The organism is Aeromonas sp. S41-2 (assembly GCF_027705845.1).
In the GTDB taxonomy this organism is placed as follows: Bacteria; Pseudomonadota; Gammaproteobacteria; order Enterobacterales; family Aeromonadaceae; genus Aeromonas; species Aeromonas hydrophila.
Map to the genome: position 1 here is coordinate 433,569 of NZ_JAPDCG010000002.1, position 20,813 is coordinate 454,381.

Consider the following 20,813-nt stretch of genomic DNA (forward strand, 5'->3'; position numbering starts at 1 on the left):
CTATGACGCTCTACAGACAATTACTGGCCACCATGTTGATCCTGTTCGGGTTGTTGTTTGCAGCCACCTATTGGGTGCAATTCAACTCGACTCGTACCTATCTGGCGCAGCAGCAGGAAACCACAGTCATCAACACCGCCACATCCCTGGGGTTGGCGTTGACACCTTATCTGGAAAATGGTGACAAGGTGGGGGCTGAATCCGTCATCCAGGCGATATTTGATGGGGGATATTATCGCTTGGTCCGTCTGGACTTGTTGGCTTCCAAGGATGTCATTGAGCAGGAAAATACCAACAATATTCAGGGGGTGCCGCAGTGGTTCATTAATTTGGGCCTGTTTCCGGAAGTATCCAACGAATCGATTCTGACCTCTGGCTGGCTGCAACTGGGCAAATTGAAGGTTGTTGGTCACCCCGGGCAAGCCTATTACGAGCTGTGGCGTGGTATGAGCGAACTGGCGAGCTGGTTTCTGATAGGTTTTCTCATCACCACCATTTTGTTGATGCGTGCGCTCAACTATTTGCTCAAGCCGCTCAAGCAGATCTGCGAGCAGGCGGTGGAGATCGAGCTGCACCACTTTGGCCATGCCATTCCTGAACCCAAGACCCATGAATTGAAACAGGTGGTACAAGCCATCAATACACTTTCCAGCAAGCTGGCCCTGCAGTTCAAGGAACAGGCTGATGAAGCTGAAAAATTGCGGGAGCGGGTTTATGTGGACGCTGTATCCGGCTTGGGCAATCGGGCTTATTTCGTGGGTCAGGTAAACGCATGGATTGCCGAGGCGGGACAAGGCGGCGTCATGCTGGTCGCTGTCGATATGCTGGATGACCTGTACCGTGAGGAGGGGTTTGCCGCTCGCGACAACATGGTCAAGTCGATAGCACAGGCTCTGAAGGAGCAGCTGAAAGGCTGGGATGGGTCGGCACTGGCACGGATTTCGGCCACGGAATATGCCTTGCTGTGTCCTACCGATGATCTGGCCCAGCTGAAAGATTTGGCGGAAGTGATCAATAGTCGCATTGCCGACCTGGTTGTGAACCCCATGGGTGAGGGTGGTGCACTCTCTGTTATCGGTATTGCAGGCAGGGATGGCAATGACGATTTGTCAGCGTTGCTGACCAAGGCCGACAACGCCTTGGGCAAAGCGCGTAATGAACGTCGTGGCGCAGTAGTCATGGAGGGCGGTGTTGATCAAGGGCTGATGGGACGTCTGGCTTGGCGCGATCTGGTACAAGACGCCATCGCTCGGCACTTGTGGCGCTTCAAGGCGCAACCTGCCTGCCGATTTGATAACGGCGTTCGTTTGCATGCGGAATTGTTTGCCTCTATTTCTCGTGATGGCACTGATTATTTTGCCGGTCAATTCTTGCCTGCCATCGAACAGTTCAAATTGGGCGGCGAATTCGATCAAGCGATACTTGAAGCTTCTATTCCATTGCTCCAGCAACAGGCGGATCTGGTCTTGGCGGTCAATATTACCGCTGGCTCGCTGTGCTCCGATGAGTTCAGGGCGTGGTTGACCGGCTATCTGACGGATCATGCCGAGCTGCAAGAACGGCTGCTGTTTGAAATCCCGGAAGCTGCCATCATGAAGCATAAAGATCATGTCACCGCCTTGGTGAAGGCCTTGCAAGAACATGGATTCCAGTGGGGGGTGGATCATTATGGACGTCACTTCCAGTCACTGGGATATCTGGAAGAGCTGGCTCCAGCCTATGTCAAGGTTGATCATGGCTATACCAGTCAGGTGATGGAGCCGGGGGCGGATACCTCTTTCCTGGCAGCAGTGTGCCGCGCCGCTCACAATGCAGGAGTTACAACCATTGCGACCCGGGTTGAAGATCAACATCAGGTTGAGCTGCTTGCTAAATTGCATATCGATGGTTATCAGGGTTTTGTTCATCCTGCATTCCCGCTGGCTTGAACGTTATCAAATCAAAAGGGGCCCATAAGGGCCCTTTTTTTATTCTAAAGATGAATAAGAATAGGTATTTTTAGGGCCCCCTTCTGTTTGAGATTCGCTTGAGACGTCACCAAGTGATTGATTTGACATTATAAAAAAGACCCTTCGATTTAATACATTGCATCCACCCAAGACGGAACAAATTCAATACATTTTTGCAACGGATGCGAAGCGTACAGACATCTATGGTGTAGACATCGAGATCTGTCACGTTGGAGCAAAGGATATGCGCACTCAAATCATCGACAAAACGGTTGTGGTTTCTTCCATTGAAGGCAATGTTCAAATCGTGCTGGCTGATGGAAGCAGCCGCCCATTGCAAAAAGGCGAGATCCTCCAGCCAGGAGCCAAGCTTAATATTGCAGATGACGCCAAACTGGTATTGGCTCCCTATGACGATTCTCCTGCCGCCGCTACTCCAGATGCTCCCGCTCATGACGTACCAGCCCCTGGTCAACCTCAATCCCCTGATGCCGGTACTGCGGCTTCTCCTGATATCGCTGCATTGCAAAAATCAATTCTGCAAGGGGTAGACCCGACACAAAACTTTGAAGCTTCTGCTGCTGGTGGGGCACCTGCTGCCGGTGGTGGTGGCGGGATCGGTGGTGTAGCCGGAGCCAGTGGCAATGGTGGCTTTGTCACTATTGACCGTATTGGCGATGCAACCATTGCTGCCGCAGGCTTTGACACCACATATCAGACAGAGCCGGTCGTAGATACACAGCAAGTAGTAGAGCCCTTGCTGGTCAATGAACTGACGGATCAGGGCGAGCAGCTGGTTGTGGCGGAAGACGGTGTGTTGAATGGCAATTTGCTGGATAACACGGTCAATACCGATGGACCGTCAGCTGCGTCGGTTCTGCTCTTCAGTTGGGGAGGCAACGCCAATGTGGCTGTCGGAACCAGTGTGACAATCGACGGGATCGGTACGCTTGTTGTCAATGGCGATGGCAGCTTCACATTTACCCCGGCACCCAACTACGACGGTGCTGTTCCCCCAGTCGTGTACACGGTTACCGATGGCACCGATACGGTCCAATCCACCTTGGAACTCACTATCACACCAGTCAATGATCTTGCTGATCAGGGTGAGAACATCGTGGTGACGGAGGATGCGGCAGTATCGGGCAATTTGCTTGACAACACCGTCGATAATGATGGGCCTCAGGCTGCTACTGTCACCGGATTTAGCTGGGGTGGGGTTGCCAACACGACTCTGGGCACCCCCGTCACTCTGGCAGGGGTCGGTACCCTGCTGGTCAATGCAGATGGCAGTTATCAGTTTACGCCAGCCACCAATTATGACGGCCCTGTTCCGACGGTGAGTTATACCGTCACAGATGGTACAGATTCAGTACAGTCCATACTGACTATCACGATCACTCCTGTTGATGAGCCGGTTGAGCTTGCCGGTCTGCAGCTGGAGGGCGGAGAACTGACATTAAATGAAGCTTCATTGGCAGGAGGGAGTAATCCGAATGCAGCCGCTGTGACTCAGAGCGGTATTTTTACCTTCAGTGCAGCCGATGGTGTGCAGAGTCTGACACTGGGAGGCGTCGCCTTGGTCACCAACGGGCAAGCTGTTACAGCCTTCCCGCAAACCATTACCAGCCCACTAGGTAACCAACTGATCGTTACCGGCATTAATTACAATCCCGTGACCGGCACGGGTAGCGTGAACTACAGCTACACCCTGGGGGGAAGTGAAACCCACACCCAACCTGCCAATGATAATTCGCTGAGTGAGAGTTTCAGCGTCGTACTGGTTGATACCGATGGTGACAATACCAGCGGCAGCCTGGATGTGGTCATTCTGGATGATGTTCCCAGTGTCACCCTTACTACCAATTCTGAAGGATTGGGCGCAGTGTCCGTGGATGAAAGCCTGGTCAGCCTGGGAGGTGCCGGCACTGACGGAGTGGCCAGTGCCACTCTGAGCGCGGCCAATGTGCAGGCCCAGTTCAACCCAGCCTTCGGGGCTGACGGGGCGGGCAGCATCGGCTACAGCCTGGCGCTGACCGGCAGCAACGTGGCGAGCGGCCTGTATGCGGTCGACCCGACCGCGGGCAACGGGCAGGGCGCCGCCATCGTGCTCAATCAGGTGGGCAGCATCATCACCGGCAGTGCCGGTGGGGTGGACTACTTTACCCTGACCATCAACCCGAGCACCGGGGAAGTGACCCTGGCCCTGCTGGACAACGTCTGGCACGGCAACACCACGAGTGCGGATGACAGCGTGGCGCTGACGCTGGGTCAGGGCGTGCTGACCCTGGTGCAGACCGTGACCGACGCCGATGGCGATAGTGCCAGTGCCGCGGTGGACCTGGGGGCCAACGGCGTGTTCCGCTTTGAGGATGACGGCCCGCGGGCTGGGCTGGCGGTGGACGCGCCGAGCCTGGGGGCGAGCGTGGATGAAAGCCTGGTCAGCCTGGGAGGTGCCGGCACTGACGGAGTGGCCAGTGCCACTCTGAGCGCGGCCAATGTGCAGGCCCAGTTCAACCCAGCCTTCGGGGCTGACGGGGCGGGCAGCATCGGCTACAGCCTGGCGCTGACCGGCAGCAACGTGGCGAGCGGCCTGTATGCGGTCGACCCGACCGCGGGCAACGGGCAGGGCGCCGCCATCGTGCTCAATCAGGTGGGCAGCATCATCACCGGCAGTGCCGGTGGGGTGGACTACTTTACCCTGACCATCAACCCGAGCACCGGGGAAGTGACCCTGGCCCTGCTGGACAACGTCTGGCACGGCAACACCACGAGTGCGGATGACAGCGTGGCGCTGACGCTGGGTCAGGGCGTGCTGACCCTGGTGCAGACCGTGACCGACGCCGATGGCGATAGTGCCAGTGCCGCGGTGGACCTGGGGGCCAACGGCGTGTTCCGCTTTGAGGATGACGGCCCCAGCGTGACCATCAACGTGGTGGCGGACGCTGGCATCACCCTGACCACCCAGGATGCACAGACCATCGATGCGGCCAGTGACACTGCGACCAGCAGCTTTGCTGCGGCGTTCTTGGCAGCGGCGGTACCGAGCTATGGCGCGGACGGTCCGGGTACCATAACGGTGAGCGGTTACAGCCTGAGCGTGACCAACAGTAACAGCGGGCTGATCAGCAATGGGCTGGTCATTACCCTGACCAAGGTAGGCAGCGACATCGTTGGCTTGACCTCGGCCGGGGAGGTGTTCCGCATCAGCGTGGCGAGCAATGGCACGGTGACGCTGACGCAGTCGGCGGAGCTGGACCATCTGCCGGAGGACGTGGACAACAGCAACGACAACAACCTCATCAGCCTGGCCAATGGCAAGGTACTGCTGAGTGCGACGGTGACGGTGGTGGATGGCGACAACGACACCGCGACCGGGACGGTGAGTGCGGACCTTGGCGGCAACATCCGCTTCGAGGACGATGTACCGAGCGTGACCAGTAATCTAACCGTGCAACTCGATGACGACGCCTTGGCCAACGGTATTCCGGGTGGTCCGAATGACGATAACAATGCGGTAAACACTAACGGTATCCTTGCTCATAACTTCGGGGCTGATGGTGCAGGCAGTATGCAATGGCTGACCACGGGGGCACCTGCTGGGTTTACTTATGAAACTAATCCCTCCGGCGCCATGTTGGTCAAACAGGGGGCGATCACAGTGCTGACAGTAACCCTGAACTCGGCTACTGGGGCGTATAGCGTGACGCAGAATGCGCCTATTCAGCATGCGAACGCTGATCAGGAGAACAACCAGGCGTTTACCTTGAACTATCGAGTGATTGATGGCGATGGCGATACCGCGAGTGGCACGTTGGCTATCAACGTCGATGATGATTCGCCGGTGGCGAAGAACGACACCGCTATTGTTGCTGAGTCCAGTGGCAAGGACTTCAATGTTGCCTTTGTGTTGGATTCCAGCGGTAGTATCAGCAACAGCGAGTTCACCACCATGATGAACGCTGTGAAGGCAGCAGGGCAGGCACTGTTCAACGGTACCGATGGCGATGTGAAAATCACCATAGTGGCGTTTTCTTCGGACTCACTGGCATATGCTCCGGTGACATCGCTCGCTGCGTTCAATGCTTTAGTAGATGGAATCATCGCCAATAGACCGTTTAACGGCGATACCGACTTTACCGATGCTATCCAGCAAACCATGGTGTCATATGCCCCAATAGAGGGTTGGAGCAACCAGGTTTTCTTTATCAGTGATGGCAACCCTAATGAGCAAACAGGTACAGGCGGCAACTCGCTGAGCAACGCGACGGCAACGGCTTGGAACACCTTTGTCGATAGTAATGCCATCAACGTCACCGCTATTGGTGTAGGAGATGGTATTAACACCACCCGTTTGCAGGATGTCGATCTTGATGGCAGTGGAACCCCGATTCTGGTAACTGACTTTAGTGGCCTGATTAATACATTGCTTGGTCAGATCTCGGGCAACTTTGTCAGCGGTAACGTTCTGCTTGGCAACAACAACGCAGTAGGTGGTGGTGACGATGATTCATACGGAGCTGATGGCCCGGGGCGGATCATGTCCATCAAGATCGATGGCACGACTTATTTCTGGGATGGAGTCTTGGATGGAGATCAGCAGCTAACTAACATTACGACGGCACTGGGTGGCAAGCTGAGTTTTAATTTCGCCACGGGCATCTGGGGTTACACCTCGCCACAAAGCGTTGCCGCGGATACCAGCGAAAGCTTCGAGTATGTGATCGTTGACAAGGATGGAGATCAAGCGAGCGCTACTCTGACGATCAACATCGAAGATGCTGCCCCGGTTATCGGTAAGGTGGACGAGGACGAGCTGACTGGCGGCATCACCGATGGAGATGCCCAGACGACGACCGTATCAGGAAGCCTGGTTGAACTATTGGTTGGTACGAATAGCGGCCTGTTCAGTCTGGATTCCACACCCAATGTCATGCCATCCCTGACCTCGGACGGAGTGACGGTGACCTACGGCTTCTCTGGGAATACCCTGACAGCGATGGCTGGTGCGGCAACAGTCTTCACCTTGGTGGTGCAGAGCAATGGCTCTTACACCTTCACCCTGCTTGGGCCGCTAGATCATCCGAATGCTAATGGTGATGACAACGAGCTTCTGACGCTGAATCTGACTGGGGTCATTCGCGCTTCCGATGGGGTCAACCCGCTGCCGCTGGCTGGTGATCTGCTAATTCAGGTAGAAGATGATGTACCGACTATCCAGGCCAGCACCAACTTGGTGTACTCCAACAGCAGCAACCCGGGCGGTGGCACAGGTGTTTTCGATTACAGCACTGGTGCGGATAGCCGCGGCACAGGGCCGTTCTCGTCATCTGACTCGGATTTCAATACCATCGGCCTGACGGGAACCGTTGGTGGCAGGGCCATCACTTCGCAATTGGTCACCTGGGTGTCGGAGAACGCTAGTTCGGCCACCTTTGATATTGAGTTCAATTACGCGCCGAATCCGGCCAGTCCAGGAATCACGCAGGAGGCAACCGGTACCCTGACCTTCGACAAGATCAATGGTACTTACACTTTATCGCTGGATGAACCGATCGAAGGCTTCAGTGTGCTCAAAACCAGTGCCTCGTTAAGTATTACGGGCTATGCATCTGGTGGCAGTGTGCCGGATAGCTCGCAGCCGGATGTGTCCGTGGCCAGGCTGGACAATGATTTTTATGTCCAGTTCAGGGGGGCGGCAGAGCCCGGTGGGGGTTCGGGAACCAACAATCTGCAAACCGGTGGCGCTAATACCAATGTATTTGCTAATGGCGAGTTGTTTACTCAGGCATCTTCTTGGGTCAGCGTCTCGAACTCGGCGAACGGTGTGGGCGGCGATACAATTGGTAAGGGTGAGGTGCTGGATTTAACATTCCACACTACCAATCCGACCGGTACAGTTGTTGCCAACCCCGATGGCAGAGCGGAAGGTATCTTCCTGAAGTTCGACGGTATCAATAGTGAAGACTTGGTGGTGGTGCTGAAACTGATCGGCACCGGTGGCATAACCACCACACGGGCTCTGGTGATCAGCAACAGTGATATCGCTAAATCAAGTAGTAGTGCTGCAACTTTGACCGCTCTGTTGGCTTACGGCATTACTCTGGATAACAACGATGGAGCTATTGTTATCGAGCACAATGACTACAACGGAGTAGGTGAGAACTGGCAAATCTACGGTGCGCAGATCCTGACCAGTGTCGAGGGTATTACCACCACCACTGCGCTGAATTTCAATGCGGCCTTCGGTGATTCGGGTGGTTCATATACGACCACAGACTTCAGTAACCAGACCGACAGCGATGTTGTGAAGGTCTCTGATATCGGTTTGATTACTTCGGAAAATACCACACTGGATGCCGAGTTGGACTTCCAGGTCGGGGTTAAGGATGCTGATAACGATGCAACTTCCACCACCAATCTGCATGTAACCATTGAAGCTGGCTCCACCTTAACCGGGTCGGCGTTGGCGGATGTGATTCAGGGTGGTGAAGGGAACGACACGCTCTTTGGTTTGGCTGGTGACGATACGCTGATTGGTGGACTGGGCAATGACATTCTGATCGGTGGTTTGGGTGGCGATACCATGACGGGTGGTGCTGGTAGCGATACCTTCAAGTGGCTTGCTGGTGATGCGGATGGCAGTACCGACAACATTACCGACTTTACGTTGGGTAATCCGACCAGCGGTGGTGATGTACTGGATCTGTCGGATCTGCTGGTTGGTGTTCCCTCGGCTGCCAACAACAACGATCTGGCGACGGCACTGGACAACTACTTGAAGTTTGATACTGCGACCAACAAGCTGACCATTGATACAAATGGGCTTACCAGCGGTGGTTCACAACTGACGGTACAGTTCCAGGGCAGCCTGGATCTGGATCACAGCGGTGGGCTGACGACCAACCACGACATCATCAAGCAACTGCTGGATGACGGCAACCTCAAGGTTGATCCGTAACCAGCCAAGGGGGCCGGGTAATACCTGGCCCCTGTTTTTTGACTGAGGGGGCGGCTAAGATAGCGGCAGTACAGGAGAGGGTCACCATGCAGTCATTTAATTGGGTCGATATCGATGGCATTCGCTATAGCTGGGACGGGCAGGGCAGCATTACCTGTACCGGCCAGTTTGGCTATCACGCCACGATGGCGGGTGATCGGATTGATGCGCTGGATCTGGAGAGCGATGATGGCGAGGTTGCTGGTTCACTGAATGTGGACTTTGCGGCGGCCACTATCTCATTCACGCCAGCCGTCGATGCAGCGCCACCCCACATGATGGTGTTGGTCGGTCATGAACAGGGGCAGCAGGAGTATACGTTGCAGAGTTTGAGCGATGTGTACCTGCAGGATCTGCTCGGCCACTCCGACAACATCGACTGTGCCCCCCTGGTGACCACCACGATGACGGAGCCGGTAGCTCCGCTGGCCGGACATGTTCTGTCGTGGGACTCCTTCCATTTTGATGATGATGTGCTGCTGGGTTCCCGCAGCGCCACGCCACTGGCGGCTGCTAATCAGGGGCTGCCGGGTGGCGAGATCAGCATCAATATCGATATGACCAATCAGGTGCTGGATCAGATCCCGCCGTTGCACGATATATGAATCCCATTCGACGACGGGCATAATGACCTCACTCCAATAGATTGAGGTCTTTTTTTATGTGGCGTCCCCTGCTTACCCTGTCAGCCCTGGTTATCAGTGCCCCCCTGTTTGCCCTTGAAGTGCCGCAAGCCCCCCATCTGGTGGTGAGCGGTTATGCCGAGCAAAAAGCCGAGCCCGACATGCTGACGCTGAATGTCTCCGTGACGGCGCTGGAAAAACAGGGCATCAAGGCCAAGCAGCAGGTGGATGGCAAGGTTGCCGCCTTCTTTGGCCAGCTGGAAGGGCTGGGCATCAAGCGCAGCGATGTTGAGGCGGGCAATCTGGTGATCTCTCCGGAATACCAGTATCCGCAAAACAAGAAGCCGGAACTGGTGGGCTACCGTGCCCAGCGCCAGCTCGCGGTCAAACTCTATCAACTCGACAAGCTGAGCGAGCTGATGGACACCGCACTCAAGGCCGGGCTGGAATCCGTGTCCCAGATTGAGTACGGGCTCAAGGCGCCGCAAACCATCAAGGAGCAGGCGCGCCTCGGAGCGGTTGAAGATGCCAAAACCAAGGCTGAGTCTCTGGCCAAGGCGTTTGGCATGAAACTCGGCAAGGTTTACAGCGTCGAGTACCGCAACAATAGCCCCATGCCGATCTACAGCCGGGCCCTCAAGGCTGCCGCCATGGCACCTGCCGCCGACATGATGGAAAACAGCTACCAACAGCAGCAGATCACCATCACGGACAACGTGGAAGCCGTCTTCTTGCTGGAATAATCCTGCGCGGTTTTCTACCTGCCTTTTTGCAACAAGCCCGAGCTCTCTGTCTCGGGCTTGTTGTTTTTAGACGAGTAAGGATGCTTGCCAAAGAGAGAGCTGGCGATGGCCGCTATCTGAGCGCGTGCTCAAATGGTCATGGTGGACTGAAGAGGGGAGGCGGGTGATGCCTACTTGCAGCGGTAATATCTGGGTAGAAAAAAGCCGGTCAGTGACCGGCTTTTGAGGGGGATGAGGCTGATGCCATCAGCCCAGGTCGGCCGCGACGCGAGCCCGGCGCTTCTGCTTGAACTGATAGCCGATGGCCAGCACGATGATCCAGACCGGGATGAGCAGTACCGAGATCTGGATGCCCGGGGTCAGATACATGATGACCAGAATACCGGCCATGAAGGCGAGACAGAGGTAGTTGCCGAACGGGTACCAGAACGCCTTGAACTTGGGAACCACGCCTTCGGCCTGCTTGCTCTTGCGAAACTTCAGGTGTGCCAGGCTTATCATGGCCCAGTTGATGACCAGGGCGGAGACCACCAGCGCCATCAATAGCTCGAACGCCTTGCCCGGCATCAGGTAGTTGATGAGTACGCACAGCAGGGTGGCCGCGGCGGAGACGGAGATGGCCACCACCGGCACCCCGCTCTTGTTGGTCTTGAGCAGGCTGCGCGGGCCGTTGCCCTGTTTGGCCAGACCAAACAGCATGCGGCTGTTGCAGTAGACACAGCTGTTGTAAACCGACAGAGCCGCGGTCAGTACCACCATGTTGAGCACGGTGGCCACCAGATTGCTGTCCAGTGCGTGGAAGATCATGACGAAGGGACTGCCACCTTCCACCACTTTGCCCCAGGGGTAGAGGGACATCAGCACGGCCAGGGCGCCGATGTAGAAGATGAGGATCCGGTAGATCACCTGATTGGTGGCCTTGGGGATGCTCTTCTCGGGATTGTCGGCTTCGGCAGCCGTGATGCCGACCAGCTCGAGCCCGCCGAACGAGAACATGATCACCGCCATCGCCATCACCAGACCGCTGATGCCGTTGGGGAAGAAGCCGCCCTGGGCCCACAGGTTGCTGACACTGGCGTCCGGACCGCCGTTGCCGCTAGCCAGCAGGTAACCGCCAAAGCCGATCATGCCGATGATGGCCACCACCTTGATGATGGCGAACCAGAACTCCATCTCGCCAAACGCCTTGACGTTGGAGAGGTTGATGGCGTTGATCAGCACGAAGAAGAAGGCCGCCGACATCCAGGTCGGGATCTCGGGCCACCAGTACTGGACATAAATGCCCACCGCGGTCAGCTCGGCCATGCTCACCAGCACGTAGAGCACCCAGTAGTTCCAGCCGGAGGCAAAGCCGGCGAAGTCACCCCAGTATTTGTAGGCGAAGTGGCTGAAGGAGCCGGCTACCGGCTCTTCCACCACCATCTCGCCCAGCTGGCGCATGATCAGGAAGGCGATAAAACCACCGATGGCATAGCCAAGCAGCACGGAGGGGCCCGCCATCTTGATGGTCTGGGCAATGCCGAGAAACAGGCCGGTGCCGATGGCGCCGCCCAGTGCGATGAGCTGGATATGGCGGTTTTTCAAACCGCGTTTCAGCTCCTCGCCGTTTTGTTGAAGATCCATTCTTCCTTCCTTACGTCTTCTGAAGTCATTCGTCTGTCATCTCGTCCGTCGGGTCAATCCATGTGACCGTGCACGGCAAAGCGTGCCTGAAACGTGACGAAATCCGTATTTATTTCGTTACAGTGAGTCGCTTTCTGTTTTTTATGGCGACTACCAACGGAAGCAGAATAGTGATAATCCATCGCGGATGCACCTGTTTTCCTCATCATTCGCTGGTTTTTTCGGCGAAAGGCAGGTTTTTAGGGAGCGGTGAAGCTGGCAGGGAAGTGTTTGGTTGTATTGTGAGCAGTTGGGCGCGGTTTGGTTGACTCTGTCGGCAATTCCTGTTTTATGAAGCCTCCTTTGCAACAAGGATGCACTTCATGCAACGTATTATTGGCAGTTTGCTGGCCGTCGCGCTGTGGCTCACCGTGTGGCTTTCGCCCCTGCTGCTGACCATGGCGGTGGGGTGTCTGCTGGTGTGGGCCGTGCAGGGTGATGATTATCTGGTGATGCACTTGCGAACGGTCTTGTTGATCGCCGGTGCCATCGGCCTGCTGCCGGCCCTCTGGCTGACCGAGCGGGTACGCCGGCGTCACGGTGTGCTCAACTTCTACGCCATGCTGATGAACAACAGAGAGCTGAACCGCTCGGGCTCCCAGCCCCGCTGAGGTCCAGTCGACAAGCGCCGGATACAACCGTATCCGGCGCTTTTTTATTGGCGTGTGCCGTGTCGTCAGCTTGCCGGCGGGCAGGCTTCTCAATAAAGCTGACGGCGCAGACCGGTGGCCTCGAGGATCTTGGCGCTGATCTCCTCCACCGAGTGTGAACTGGTGTCGAGGAAGCGGATCGCCTCCTGGCGAAACAGCCGCTCGACGCAGGCCAGCTCCTGTTCGCACTGCTCCAGCGAGGAGTAGCGACTGTTGGCGCGGCGCTGGTTGCGGATCTCGTGCAGCCGCTGAGGGGCGATGGTGAGGCCGAACAGCTTGTGGCGATTGGCCTTGAGGGCGGCCGGCAGATCCAGGACTCCCATGTCCTGCTCGATGAAGGGGTAGTTGGCGGCGCGAATGCCGAACTGCAGCGCCAGATAGAGGCTGGTCGGCGTCTTGCCGCAGCGGGAGACCCCGATCAGGATGATGTCGGCCTCCTCATACTCCTTGGTGGTGATGCCATCGTCGTTGGCCAGCGCGAAGTTGACTGCCTCAATGCGATCGTCATAGAGCTTGCGGTTCTCCATGCCGTGGGTGCGGTGCAGCCTGGGCTCGGCCTTTACTCCGAGCTCGTGTTCCAGCGGGCTGACGAAGGTGTTGAGAAAGTCGTGGCTGCTGGCCTGGGCCTTGAGCACCTCCTCGCGCACCTGATGATCGACAATGGTGTGAAACAAAATGGGGCGTACCCCGGTCTGGCGGAACTGCTCGTCGATGCGCATCCGTACCTGGCGCGCCTTCTCCAGGGTTTCGACAAAGGGGATGGTGATCTGCTCGAAGGCCAGCGGAAACTGGCTCAACACGGCGTGGCCGAACACTTCGGCGGTGATGGCGGTGCCGTCTGAAACATAGAATACGGTGTGCACTGGGGGCTCCTGTGAGGGGGTCGGCGAGCTGGCAAGCAAGAAGTATCTCTCGAAACCATATCGTTTTTGTCAACCGGTCTGCCGTGCCCAAGTTGTGAAGTGGCTTGCAAACCTGAGTCGTTACCTTTTTGTGTTGGCATTGTAGAATGTCTGTGTCATTCGACCATCCCCAAATCTTGCTCGGGGATTTTTTTGACAATAAGTAGAAAACGTTTTCATGGTCGTTGGCAACAGTAGAAACAGACAATAACGCACATAAACTGGCGCACAAGGTGCCATGGCGGCACAGTGCCCACCAACCTGGAGACATGCAAGTGCAACAGTACGTACTCTGGTACGAGCAACTCGGAATGCAGGATGTAGAACGAGTTGGCGGCAAAAATGCATCCCTTGGCGAGATGATCAGCAACCTCTCTGGTGCCGGCGTATCCGTGCCGGGCGGGTTTGCCACCACCGCCTTTGCGTTTAACGAGTTTCTGGAGTCAAGCGGCCTCAACGGCAAGATCCACGATCTGCTCGACAGCCTGGATGTGGACGACATCGCCGCCCTCAACCGGGCCGGCCAGCAGATCCGTGACTGGGTGATCGAAGCCCCGTTCCAGAGCGCGCTGGAACAGGCGATCCGGGTTGCCTACGACAAGCTCAGCGGCGGGCTTGACGCGTCCTTTGCGGTGCGCTCCTCCGCTACCGCCGAGGACATGCCGGATGCCTCTTTTGCCGGCCAGCAGGAGACCTTCCTCAACGTGCGCGGCATCGACGCCGTCATGATTGCCGTCAAGCATGTGTTTGCTTCACTGTTCAACGACCGCGCCATCTCCTATCGGGTGCATCAGGGCTATGACCACAAGGGGGTCGCCCTGTCGGCCGGGATCCAGCGCATGGTGCGATCGGATCTCGCCGCCTCCGGCGTCATGTTCACCCTGGATACCGAGTCGGGCTTCAACGACGTGGTGTTCATCACCGGCGCCCAGGGCCTTGGCGAGATGGTGGTGCAGGGCGCGGTCAACCCCGACGAGTTCTATGTGCACAAACCGACCCTCAAGGCAGGACGCCCGGCGGTGGTGCGCAAGACCCTCGGCTCCAAGCTCATCAAGATGACCTATTCTGGCGATGCCAGCCACGGCCGCCAGGTACAGATCGTCGACACCAATGAGGCCGAGCGCAGCCGCTTCTGCATCACGGATGCCGAGGTGATGGAGCTGGCCAAGCAGGCCCTCATCATCGAGCAGCACTATGGCCGCCCGATGGACATCGAGTGGGCCAAGGACGGGCAGGATGGCAAGCTCTACATCGTCCAGGCTCGTCCGGAAACCGTGCGCAGCCGCCAGGAGGCCAACACCCTCGAGCGCTTCGCCCTCAAGCAAGCGGGCAAGGTGCTGATCGAGGGGCGCGCCATCGGCCACAAGATCGGCGCGGGTCCGGCGCGGGTCATCTCCTCCATCAGCCAGATGGACGAAGTGCAACCCGGCGACGTGCTGGTCACCGACATGACCGACCCGGACTGGGAGCCCATCATGAAGCGGGCCTCCGCCATCGTCACCAACCGGGGCGGCCGCACCTGTCACGCCGCCATCATCGCCCGCGAACTGGGCATTCCGGCGGTGGTGGGTTGCGGTGATGCCACCAAGCGCATCGAACCGGGCCAGCTCATTACCGTCTCCTGCGCGGAAGGGGATACCGGTTTCATCTACGACGGCGAACTCGACTTCGACGTGGCGGTGACCGAGGTGGGCAACATGCCGCGCCTGCCCATCAAGATCATGATGAACGTCGGCAACCCGGACAGGGCGTTCGACTTCGCCCAGCTGCCGAACGCCGGGGTGGGGCTGGCACGGCTCGAATTTATCATCAACCGGATGATCGGGGTGCACCCCAAGGCGCTGCTGGAGTTCGACCAGCAGAGCCCCGAGCTCAAGGCCACCATCGGCAAGATGATCGCCGGCTACGAGAGCCCGCGCGAGTTCTACGTCGCCAAGCTGACCGAGGGCATCGCCACCCTGGCCGCCGCCTTCTGGCCGGAGCGGGTGATCGTGCGGATGTCGGACTTCAAGTCCAACGAGTACGCCAACCTGGTGGGCGGCCGTGACTACGAGCCTCATGAAGAGAACCCGATGATCGGTTTCCGCGGTGCGTCGCGCTACATCGCCGACAGCTTCCGCCCCTGTTTTGCCCTCGAGTGCGAGGCGATCAAGCGGGTGCGTGATGTGATGGGGCTGACCAACGTCGAGGTGATGATCCCCTTCGTGCGCACCGTGGGCGAGGCGGAGCAGGTGATCGACATCCTGGCCGAGAACGGTCTGCGCCGTGGCGAGCGGGGGCTCAAGGTGATCATGATGTGCGAGATCCCGAGCAACGCCCTGCTGGCAGACAAGTTCCTCGAGCACGTGGACGGCTTCTCCATCGGCTCCAACGACATGACCCAGCTGACGCTTGGACTTGACAGGGACTCGGGCCTTATCGCCCACCTGTTCGACGAGCGCAACGAGGCGGTCAAGGCGCTGCTGGCGATGGCCATTGCCGCCGCCCGCAAGGCGGGCAAGTACGTGGGGATCTGCGGCCAGGGGCCGTCCGATCATCCGGACTTCGCCGCCTGGCTGGTCGAGCAGGGGATCGACTCGGTGTCCCTCAACCCGGATACCGTGGTTGACACCTGGCTCTATCTGGCCGAGCAGCACAAGACGAACTGACGCAGGCTACACAGCTCCCACCAAAATGGCGCCCACGGGCGCCATTTTTCATGGCTGAACCTGACGCAACTGGTCCGATATGGCGGCCACATCTGCCCAAAATGGCGCGCTGGCGCGTGCTTTTACACTCCGTTACATCTGCTCGCTTTGCAACCGCCCCATAATGGTCGCGCCAGCCCGCTGCACGGGGTGGCAGGCCCGCCGCCAGTGGCGGGCCGGGGGATCACGAGCAGTTTCCTGTCAGCACGGAGGCCAGGACGGCAGATGTCACAGAGCGTATCAAACCAGGTGATCAGACGAATGCTGGGAGCCTGCCAGCAGCAGGGGGGGGATCCCGATGCCATTCTGATGGCGGGCGGCCTCACGTCGTTCGACATCGAGCGCGAGCAGGGCAGGCTGCCGGCCCACAGCCACTACCGGATGCTGCAACTGATGCAGCCCTATCTGGCCAGTTTTCACGAAACCATCCTCTCCTACGATATCGGCCAGCTCTACCAGCACTATCCGCCGCTCATCAGCCTGTGTCTGAACCAGCCCTCGCCGCGGGCGGCACTCGAGGTGCTGCTGGCCTATCGCCCCATCATCGGCAGTTGTGACGAGCTGTGGGTGCGGCGGGGAACGCAGGCCAGCCAATACCTGTATGTCAATCAGGGGCCTACCAGCCTGGGGGCGAGTCAGGCCATCCCCAACTTCATCATGCTCTACCGGATTTTGCGGGTCTATCTGGCGGATCCCCGGGTCTCGGTGGGCTTCACGGGACGGCCGCCACCGCGCCATCAACTGCTGGATCAGTTCTTCGCCACTCGCTGCCGCTGGGAGCAGGGGGAAAACACCCTGACCATCGACAACGCCCAACTCGACTGTCCCAGCCACTGCTACAACGAGCCGCTGGGTCATCTGCAACTGGCCCAGCTGGCGCAGATCTGCGCCGACATCGCCGAGCGGGCCCCCTTTGCCTATCTGGTGGGGGAGCGGATCCGCCACAAGATCCGGGAAGGGGAGCTGGAGAGCGACGAGAGCCTGCTCAAGGAGGTGTGCGCGGCCATGAATGTCAGCCGCTGGACCCTGAATCGCAAATTGCAGGGGGAGGGAAGCAGCTTCTCCACCCTGCTCAGGGAGGCGAGGGTGAGCGAAGCCTGCCGCTTGCTGGGCGAGGGGGATCAACCGCTGCAGAACATCAGCGATCGGGTCGGTTTTTCGTCCCAGAGCGCCTTCAACCGCTTCTTCAAGGCCAACACCCGGATGACGCCGCTGGCCTATCGCAACGCCCGCCAATAACAACGGGACCGGTGCAAGGCCGGTCCCGTTGTTGGGTCATTGCTGGGCAATGTTCGGGCAAGGCCGGGCTGGGTGCCCGGCCGTGCCTGTCCCTGTTAGCGGGTGATTGTGGTGACGCTGGCGGGATCCACCCCGGCCGGCAGTGCCAGTGCCCCCGGCGTGGTGTTGCTCACTACTATCTCTTTGCTCACCGTGAAGCTGACCGGCGTGCTGGCGGAGACATCCGACGAGGGGCTGATGTAGGCGCTGTAGCGACCCGGCTCCACGATCCACTGGTTGCTGGCCTCATCGAAGCTGGCGAGGATGCTGGCCGGAATGGTGAAGCTCAGCTGTTCGCTGGCCCCCGGTGTCAGCTGCGCCGTCTTGGCAAAGGCCTTGAGTTCGATGAGCGGTTTCTTCAGCTTGACCTCGGGGGCGGTCACATAGACCTGGGCCGCCTCCTTGCCTGCCACGGCACCGGTGTTGGTGATGGTGGCGGTCAGCACCAGGCTGCCGGCACTGCCGCCCTCCAGGGTATTGCTGGCGATGGCGGGGCTGGTGTAGCTGAAGCTGGTGTAGGAGAGACCGAAGCCGAACGGGTAGGAGACCGCCTGCTCGAAGGTGCTGTAGTAGCGATAGCCCACGTAGATCCCCTCGTTGTAGTAGAGATCGTCCGGTTCGCCGTCCCCGTCGGTGTCCTCGCCCGGGAAGGTACCGGCGGAGGGAACGCTGGCGTAGCTGTGCGGGAAGCTCTGGGCCAGTTTGCCGCTCGGGTTGACCGCGCCGGAGAGCACGTCCGCCACCGCGTGGCCGGTCTCCTGACCAGCCATGTAGGCCAGCAGGATGCCATCCACCTTGTCGCTCCACTGGGCGGTGTCGATGACGCCGTTGACGTTGAGCACCACCACTACCTTCTTGCCCTGGGCGTGGAAGGCGCTGCTCACTGCGTCGATGAGGGCACGCTCGTCATCACCGAGCAGATAGTCCCCCTTGCCGCTGCTGCGATCCGCCCCTTCCCCGGCCTGGCGGCCGATGCTGATGACGGCGGCTTGCTGGGTGGCGGCCGCATTGGCGATCAGGGCTGCCAGCTCGCCGCTGATTGGTGCCTCGGCGCAGGTGTAGTAGCCCTTGGCGCCAAATTGCCCCTCGTGATAGACCTTGTTGTTCTCGTAAAAATCGCGGTAGTAACTCTGCAATGCCTCGTTGACCGGGAAGCGTGCCGCCAGTCCCTGCGCGATGGTGGTGGTGCTGGCGGCGTTCACATCCCCGCTGCCGGTGCCGCCCTTGTAGGTGTTGATCTGGTTGATGCCAAAACTGGCCAGGGTGCTGCTTGCCGCCAGCGGCAAGGCCGCGGCGTCGTTGCGCAGCAGTACCATGCTCTCGGCACCGGCCTGACGGGCCAGTTTGGCGTGGGCGGTCAGATCCGGGCTGTTGCTGATGGCCAGCTGGCTGTAGGAGGGGCTCTTCATCACCTGGGTCAGGATGTGGATGGCGGCCTCGTTCACCTTGGCCTCGTCGAGATCACCGTGCTCGATGGATTGCTGCAACTGCTCCTTGACGTTGCCCGGCTCGATCAAATCCTGCCCCGCCAGCACCTGCTTGTAGGCGTTGTTGGCCACGTCGCCAGCAAACCAGTCGGACATCACCAGGCCGTCGAACTTCCACTCGCCGCGCAGCAGGTCGGTCACCGCATCCCTGCGTTCGTTGACATAGGTGCCGTTGACCTTGTTGTAGGAGGTCATCACCGCCCAGGGCTGGGCCTCGTCTACCGCGATCTGGAAGCCGCGCAGGTAGATCTCGCGGAAGGTTCTCGGTTCGCCGATGTCGTTGATCTGGTTGCGGTTGGTCTCGGAGTTGTTGCCGAAGTAGTGCTTGATGGTGGTGCCCACCCCGTTGCTCTCCACCCCGTTGACCATGGCGGCGCCGATTTTGCCGGTCAGCAGAGGGTCTTCCGAGTAGTACTCGAAGTTGCGGCCATTGAGCGGGTTGCGCTGGATGTTCATGCCCGGGGCCAGCAGGATGTCGACCCCGTACTGGCGCACCTCGTCCCCCATGGCTTCGCCGACGGCCTTGACCAGCTTGACGTCCCAGCTGGAGGCGAGCAGCGAGCCGATGGGCCAGGCGGTGGCGTAGTAGCTGGTGCTGTCACCATCGCGGTTGGCGTTGATCCGCACCCCGGCCGGCCCGTCCGCCAGTTTGAGGGCCGGAATGTCGATGCCGTCCGCGCTGCGCAGCACGCCGTTGATGTAACCCGCCACGCCGGGCACGTCCTGTTTGACGTTGATGGCGCCGTTGGCACTGCCGTAACCGGGGCCGGAGAGCAGGTCCAGCTTCTCGCCGAGGGTCAGCTTGGCCACCATGGCCTCGGCCTGGCCACGGTAATAGGCATCGTCCTTGACCAGGGGATCCGAGTCATTCTGGTTGCAACCGACCAGCAGGCCGGCCAGCGCCAGGCTGACACCCAGTGAAACCGCTTTCAATTTTGTGGTGATAGGCATGAAGACGTCCTCGTAACTGTCTGAATAAAAATAAAAAGGAGATATCGACACCGGGCGCAAGGCATTCGCCTGGGCTGGACCGCTCTGCTGGCGGCTGCCATTGGATATCGCAAGGAAGGCCGAACGGGCCCGTGGGCCGGCGTTTGGCTGCAGGCAGGTTAACAAGTCGGGCGATGGCCGCCTTGCCCCGGGGGAGCGAGAAATGTGCCGGCGGGAGCAAAGGGGCCGAGTTGTGAGCAAGGTCGCATCGAAAGGCGGTGCCAAACCAAGGGCTGAAGGTGGCAAGAGGGGAGAAGGGCCGGGGAGATTGGGAAAACGGATGGCCTGATGGCCAATGAGGATGCTCGCGAGCAACGCGCGAGGGGGCCGGCGGCCCCCTCGAAGATCAGCTGATATGCCCGGGCAATGGCCTGGGATGGCTCACTTGGGCTGTTTGAGGGCCCCGGCGAGTTCAATCTGCACCTTGACCCCCTCCTGCTTGAGCGCCGTGGCGACGGCGTTCAGATCGGTGCCCGGCTTGGCTTCCAGCAGGGCGATGCCGCCGCTGCTCTGCTTGAAGCGCAGGCCGTGACGGCTGGCCAGCGCGCTGGCCTGGTTGTCATCGGCTTCCACCAGCAGGGTGCCGCTGGCGGTGAGCTGCGGGCTGGCCACCCCTTGCAGCAGCACGTCGCCGCTGCGCAGGGTTTGCCGGGGTGCCTTGCCGTCTGCGCTGCGGGTGACCCGCTGCTTGCTGCCGTTGTCCGGGGTGAGGTAGGTCTGACCGTTCACCTCGATGGTGCGGTACTGCTTGCCGTCGATCACCACCGACTCATCGGCGGCGTGCACGCCGGCCGAAGCCAGGAGGCCGGCCAGGGCCAGGCCGAGTAAGCTGTGTTTCATCT

The 20,813-nt window shown here is 59.0% G+C and carries 11 protein-coding genes; 7 read left to right on the forward strand and 4 right to left on the reverse strand.

Going from position 1 to position 20,813, the window contains the following annotated elements; translation table 11 throughout:
- Window positions 1-2: 2 nt before the first annotated feature.
- The 4 genes from OKC44_RS06500 (at window position 3) to OKC44_RS06515 (ending at window position 10,315) form a co-directional block, all read left to right on the forward strand.
- On the forward strand, window positions 3-1,928 hold the full coding sequence (locus OKC44_RS06500) for an EAL domain-containing protein (RefSeq protein ID WP_011706510.1): 1,926 nt from the start codon (window positions 3-5) through the stop codon (window positions 1,926-1,928).
- 265 nt (window positions 1,929-2,193) lie between these two features.
- Window positions 2,194-8,910 carry a retention module-containing protein gene (locus OKC44_RS06505; protein ID WP_270811667.1) on the forward strand — a complete coding sequence of 2,239 codons (6,717 nt, stop codon included), beginning with the start codon at window positions 2,194-2,196 and terminating at the stop codon, window positions 8,908-8,910.
- Between the two features lie 86 nt (window positions 8,911-8,996).
- Window positions 8,997-9,554: a hypothetical protein gene (locus OKC44_RS06510; protein WP_270811669.1), complete on the forward strand. Its 558-nt coding sequence runs from the start codon at window positions 8,997-8,999 to the stop codon at window positions 9,552-9,554.
- Window positions 9,555-9,610: 56 nt separating this feature from the next.
- Window positions 9,611-10,315 (forward strand): SIMPL domain-containing protein, encoded by a 705-nt coding sequence (locus OKC44_RS06515; RefSeq protein ID WP_029300114.1) that lies wholly within the window; start codon window positions 9,611-9,613, stop codon window positions 10,313-10,315.
- Window positions 10,316-10,561: 246 nt separating this feature from the next.
- On the opposite strand, the gene OKC44_RS06520 is transcribed toward OKC44_RS06515, so the two are convergent.
- On the reverse strand, window positions 10,562-11,938 hold the full coding sequence (locus OKC44_RS06520; protein WP_270811676.1) for an amino acid permease: 1,377 nt from the start codon (window positions 11,936-11,938) through the stop codon (window positions 10,562-10,564).
- A gap of 362 nt (window positions 11,939-12,300) precedes the next feature.
- Between OKC44_RS06520 and OKC44_RS06525 the strand changes: the two genes are divergently transcribed.
- Window positions 12,301-12,588: a hypothetical protein gene (locus tag OKC44_RS06525; protein ID WP_270811679.1), complete on the forward strand. Its 288-nt coding sequence runs from the start codon at window positions 12,301-12,303 to the stop codon at window positions 12,586-12,588.
- Between the two features lie 89 nt (window positions 12,589-12,677).
- Here the strand turns inward: OKC44_RS06525 and ppsR are convergent, their stop codons facing one another.
- Window positions 12,678-13,490 carry a posphoenolpyruvate synthetase regulatory kinase/phosphorylase PpsR gene (gene ppsR, locus OKC44_RS06530; protein ID WP_005302533.1) on the reverse strand — a complete coding sequence of 271 codons (813 nt, stop codon included), beginning with the start codon at window positions 13,488-13,490 and terminating at the stop codon, window positions 12,678-12,680.
- A gap of 308 nt (window positions 13,491-13,798) precedes the next feature.
- Between ppsR and ppsA the strand changes: the two genes are divergently transcribed.
- Together ppsA and OKC44_RS06540 are read left to right on the forward strand one after the other, a co-directional pair.
- Complete coding sequence (gene ppsA / locus OKC44_RS06535) at window positions 13,799-16,177, forward strand: phosphoenolpyruvate synthase (protein ID WP_270811681.1); 2,379 nt, start codon at window positions 13,799-13,801, stop codon at window positions 16,175-16,177.
- A gap of 300 nt (window positions 16,178-16,477) precedes the next feature.
- Window positions 16,478-17,455, forward strand: a complete 978-nt coding sequence (locus tag OKC44_RS06540) for an AraC family transcriptional regulator (protein WP_270812141.1) — start codon at window positions 16,478-16,480, stop codon at window positions 17,453-17,455.
- 95 nt (window positions 17,456-17,550) lie between these two features.
- On the opposite strand, the gene OKC44_RS06545 is transcribed toward OKC44_RS06540, so the two are convergent.
- Window positions 17,551-19,932 carry a beta-glucosidase gene (locus tag OKC44_RS06545; protein ID WP_270811684.1) on the reverse strand — a complete coding sequence of 794 codons (2,382 nt, stop codon included), beginning with the start codon at window positions 19,930-19,932 and terminating at the stop codon, window positions 17,551-17,553.
- A gap of 420 nt (window positions 19,933-20,352) precedes the next feature.
- Complete coding sequence (locus OKC44_RS06550) at window positions 20,353-20,811, reverse strand: serine protease chaperone (protein ID WP_270811686.1); 459 nt, start codon at window positions 20,809-20,811, stop codon at window positions 20,353-20,355.
- Window positions 20,812-20,813 lie beyond the last annotated feature (2 nt).

What these genes read in the sequence shown, in the direction of transcription:
- OKC44_RS06500 (WP_011706510.1), top strand. Translation starts at nt 3, where the DNA reads ATGACGCTCTACAGACAATTACTGGCCACCATGTTGATCCTGTTCGGG.
- OKC44_RS06505 (WP_270811667.1), top strand. Translation starts at nt 2,194, where the DNA reads ATGCGCACTCAAATCATCGACAAAACGGTTGTGGTTTCTTCCATTGAA.
- OKC44_RS06510 (WP_270811669.1), top strand. Translation starts at nt 8,997, where the DNA reads ATGCAGTCATTTAATTGGGTCGATATCGATGGCATTCGCTATAGCTGG.
- OKC44_RS06515 (WP_029300114.1), top strand. Translation starts at nt 9,611, where the DNA reads ATGTGGCGTCCCCTGCTTACCCTGTCAGCCCTGGTTATCAGTGCCCCC.
- OKC44_RS06520 (WP_270811676.1), bottom strand. Translation starts at nt 11,938, where the DNA reads ATGGATCTTCAACAAAACGGCGAGGAGCTGAAACGCGGTTTGAAAAAC.
- OKC44_RS06525 (WP_270811679.1), top strand. Translation starts at nt 12,301, where the DNA reads ATGCAACGTATTATTGGCAGTTTGCTGGCCGTCGCGCTGTGGCTCACC.
- ppsA (WP_270811681.1), top strand. Translation starts at nt 13,799, where the DNA reads ATGCAAGTGCAACAGTACGTACTCTGGTACGAGCAACTCGGAATGCAG.
- OKC44_RS06540 (WP_270812141.1), top strand. Translation starts at nt 16,478, where the DNA reads ATGCTGGGAGCCTGCCAGCAGCAGGGGGGGGATCCCGATGCCATTCTG.
- OKC44_RS06545 (WP_270811684.1), bottom strand. Translation starts at nt 19,932, where the DNA reads ATGCCTATCACCACAAAATTGAAAGCGGTTTCACTGGGTGTCAGCCTG.
- OKC44_RS06550 (WP_270811686.1), bottom strand. Translation starts at nt 20,811, where the DNA reads ATGAAACACAGCTTACTCGGCCTGGCCCTGGCCGGCCTCCTGGCTTCG.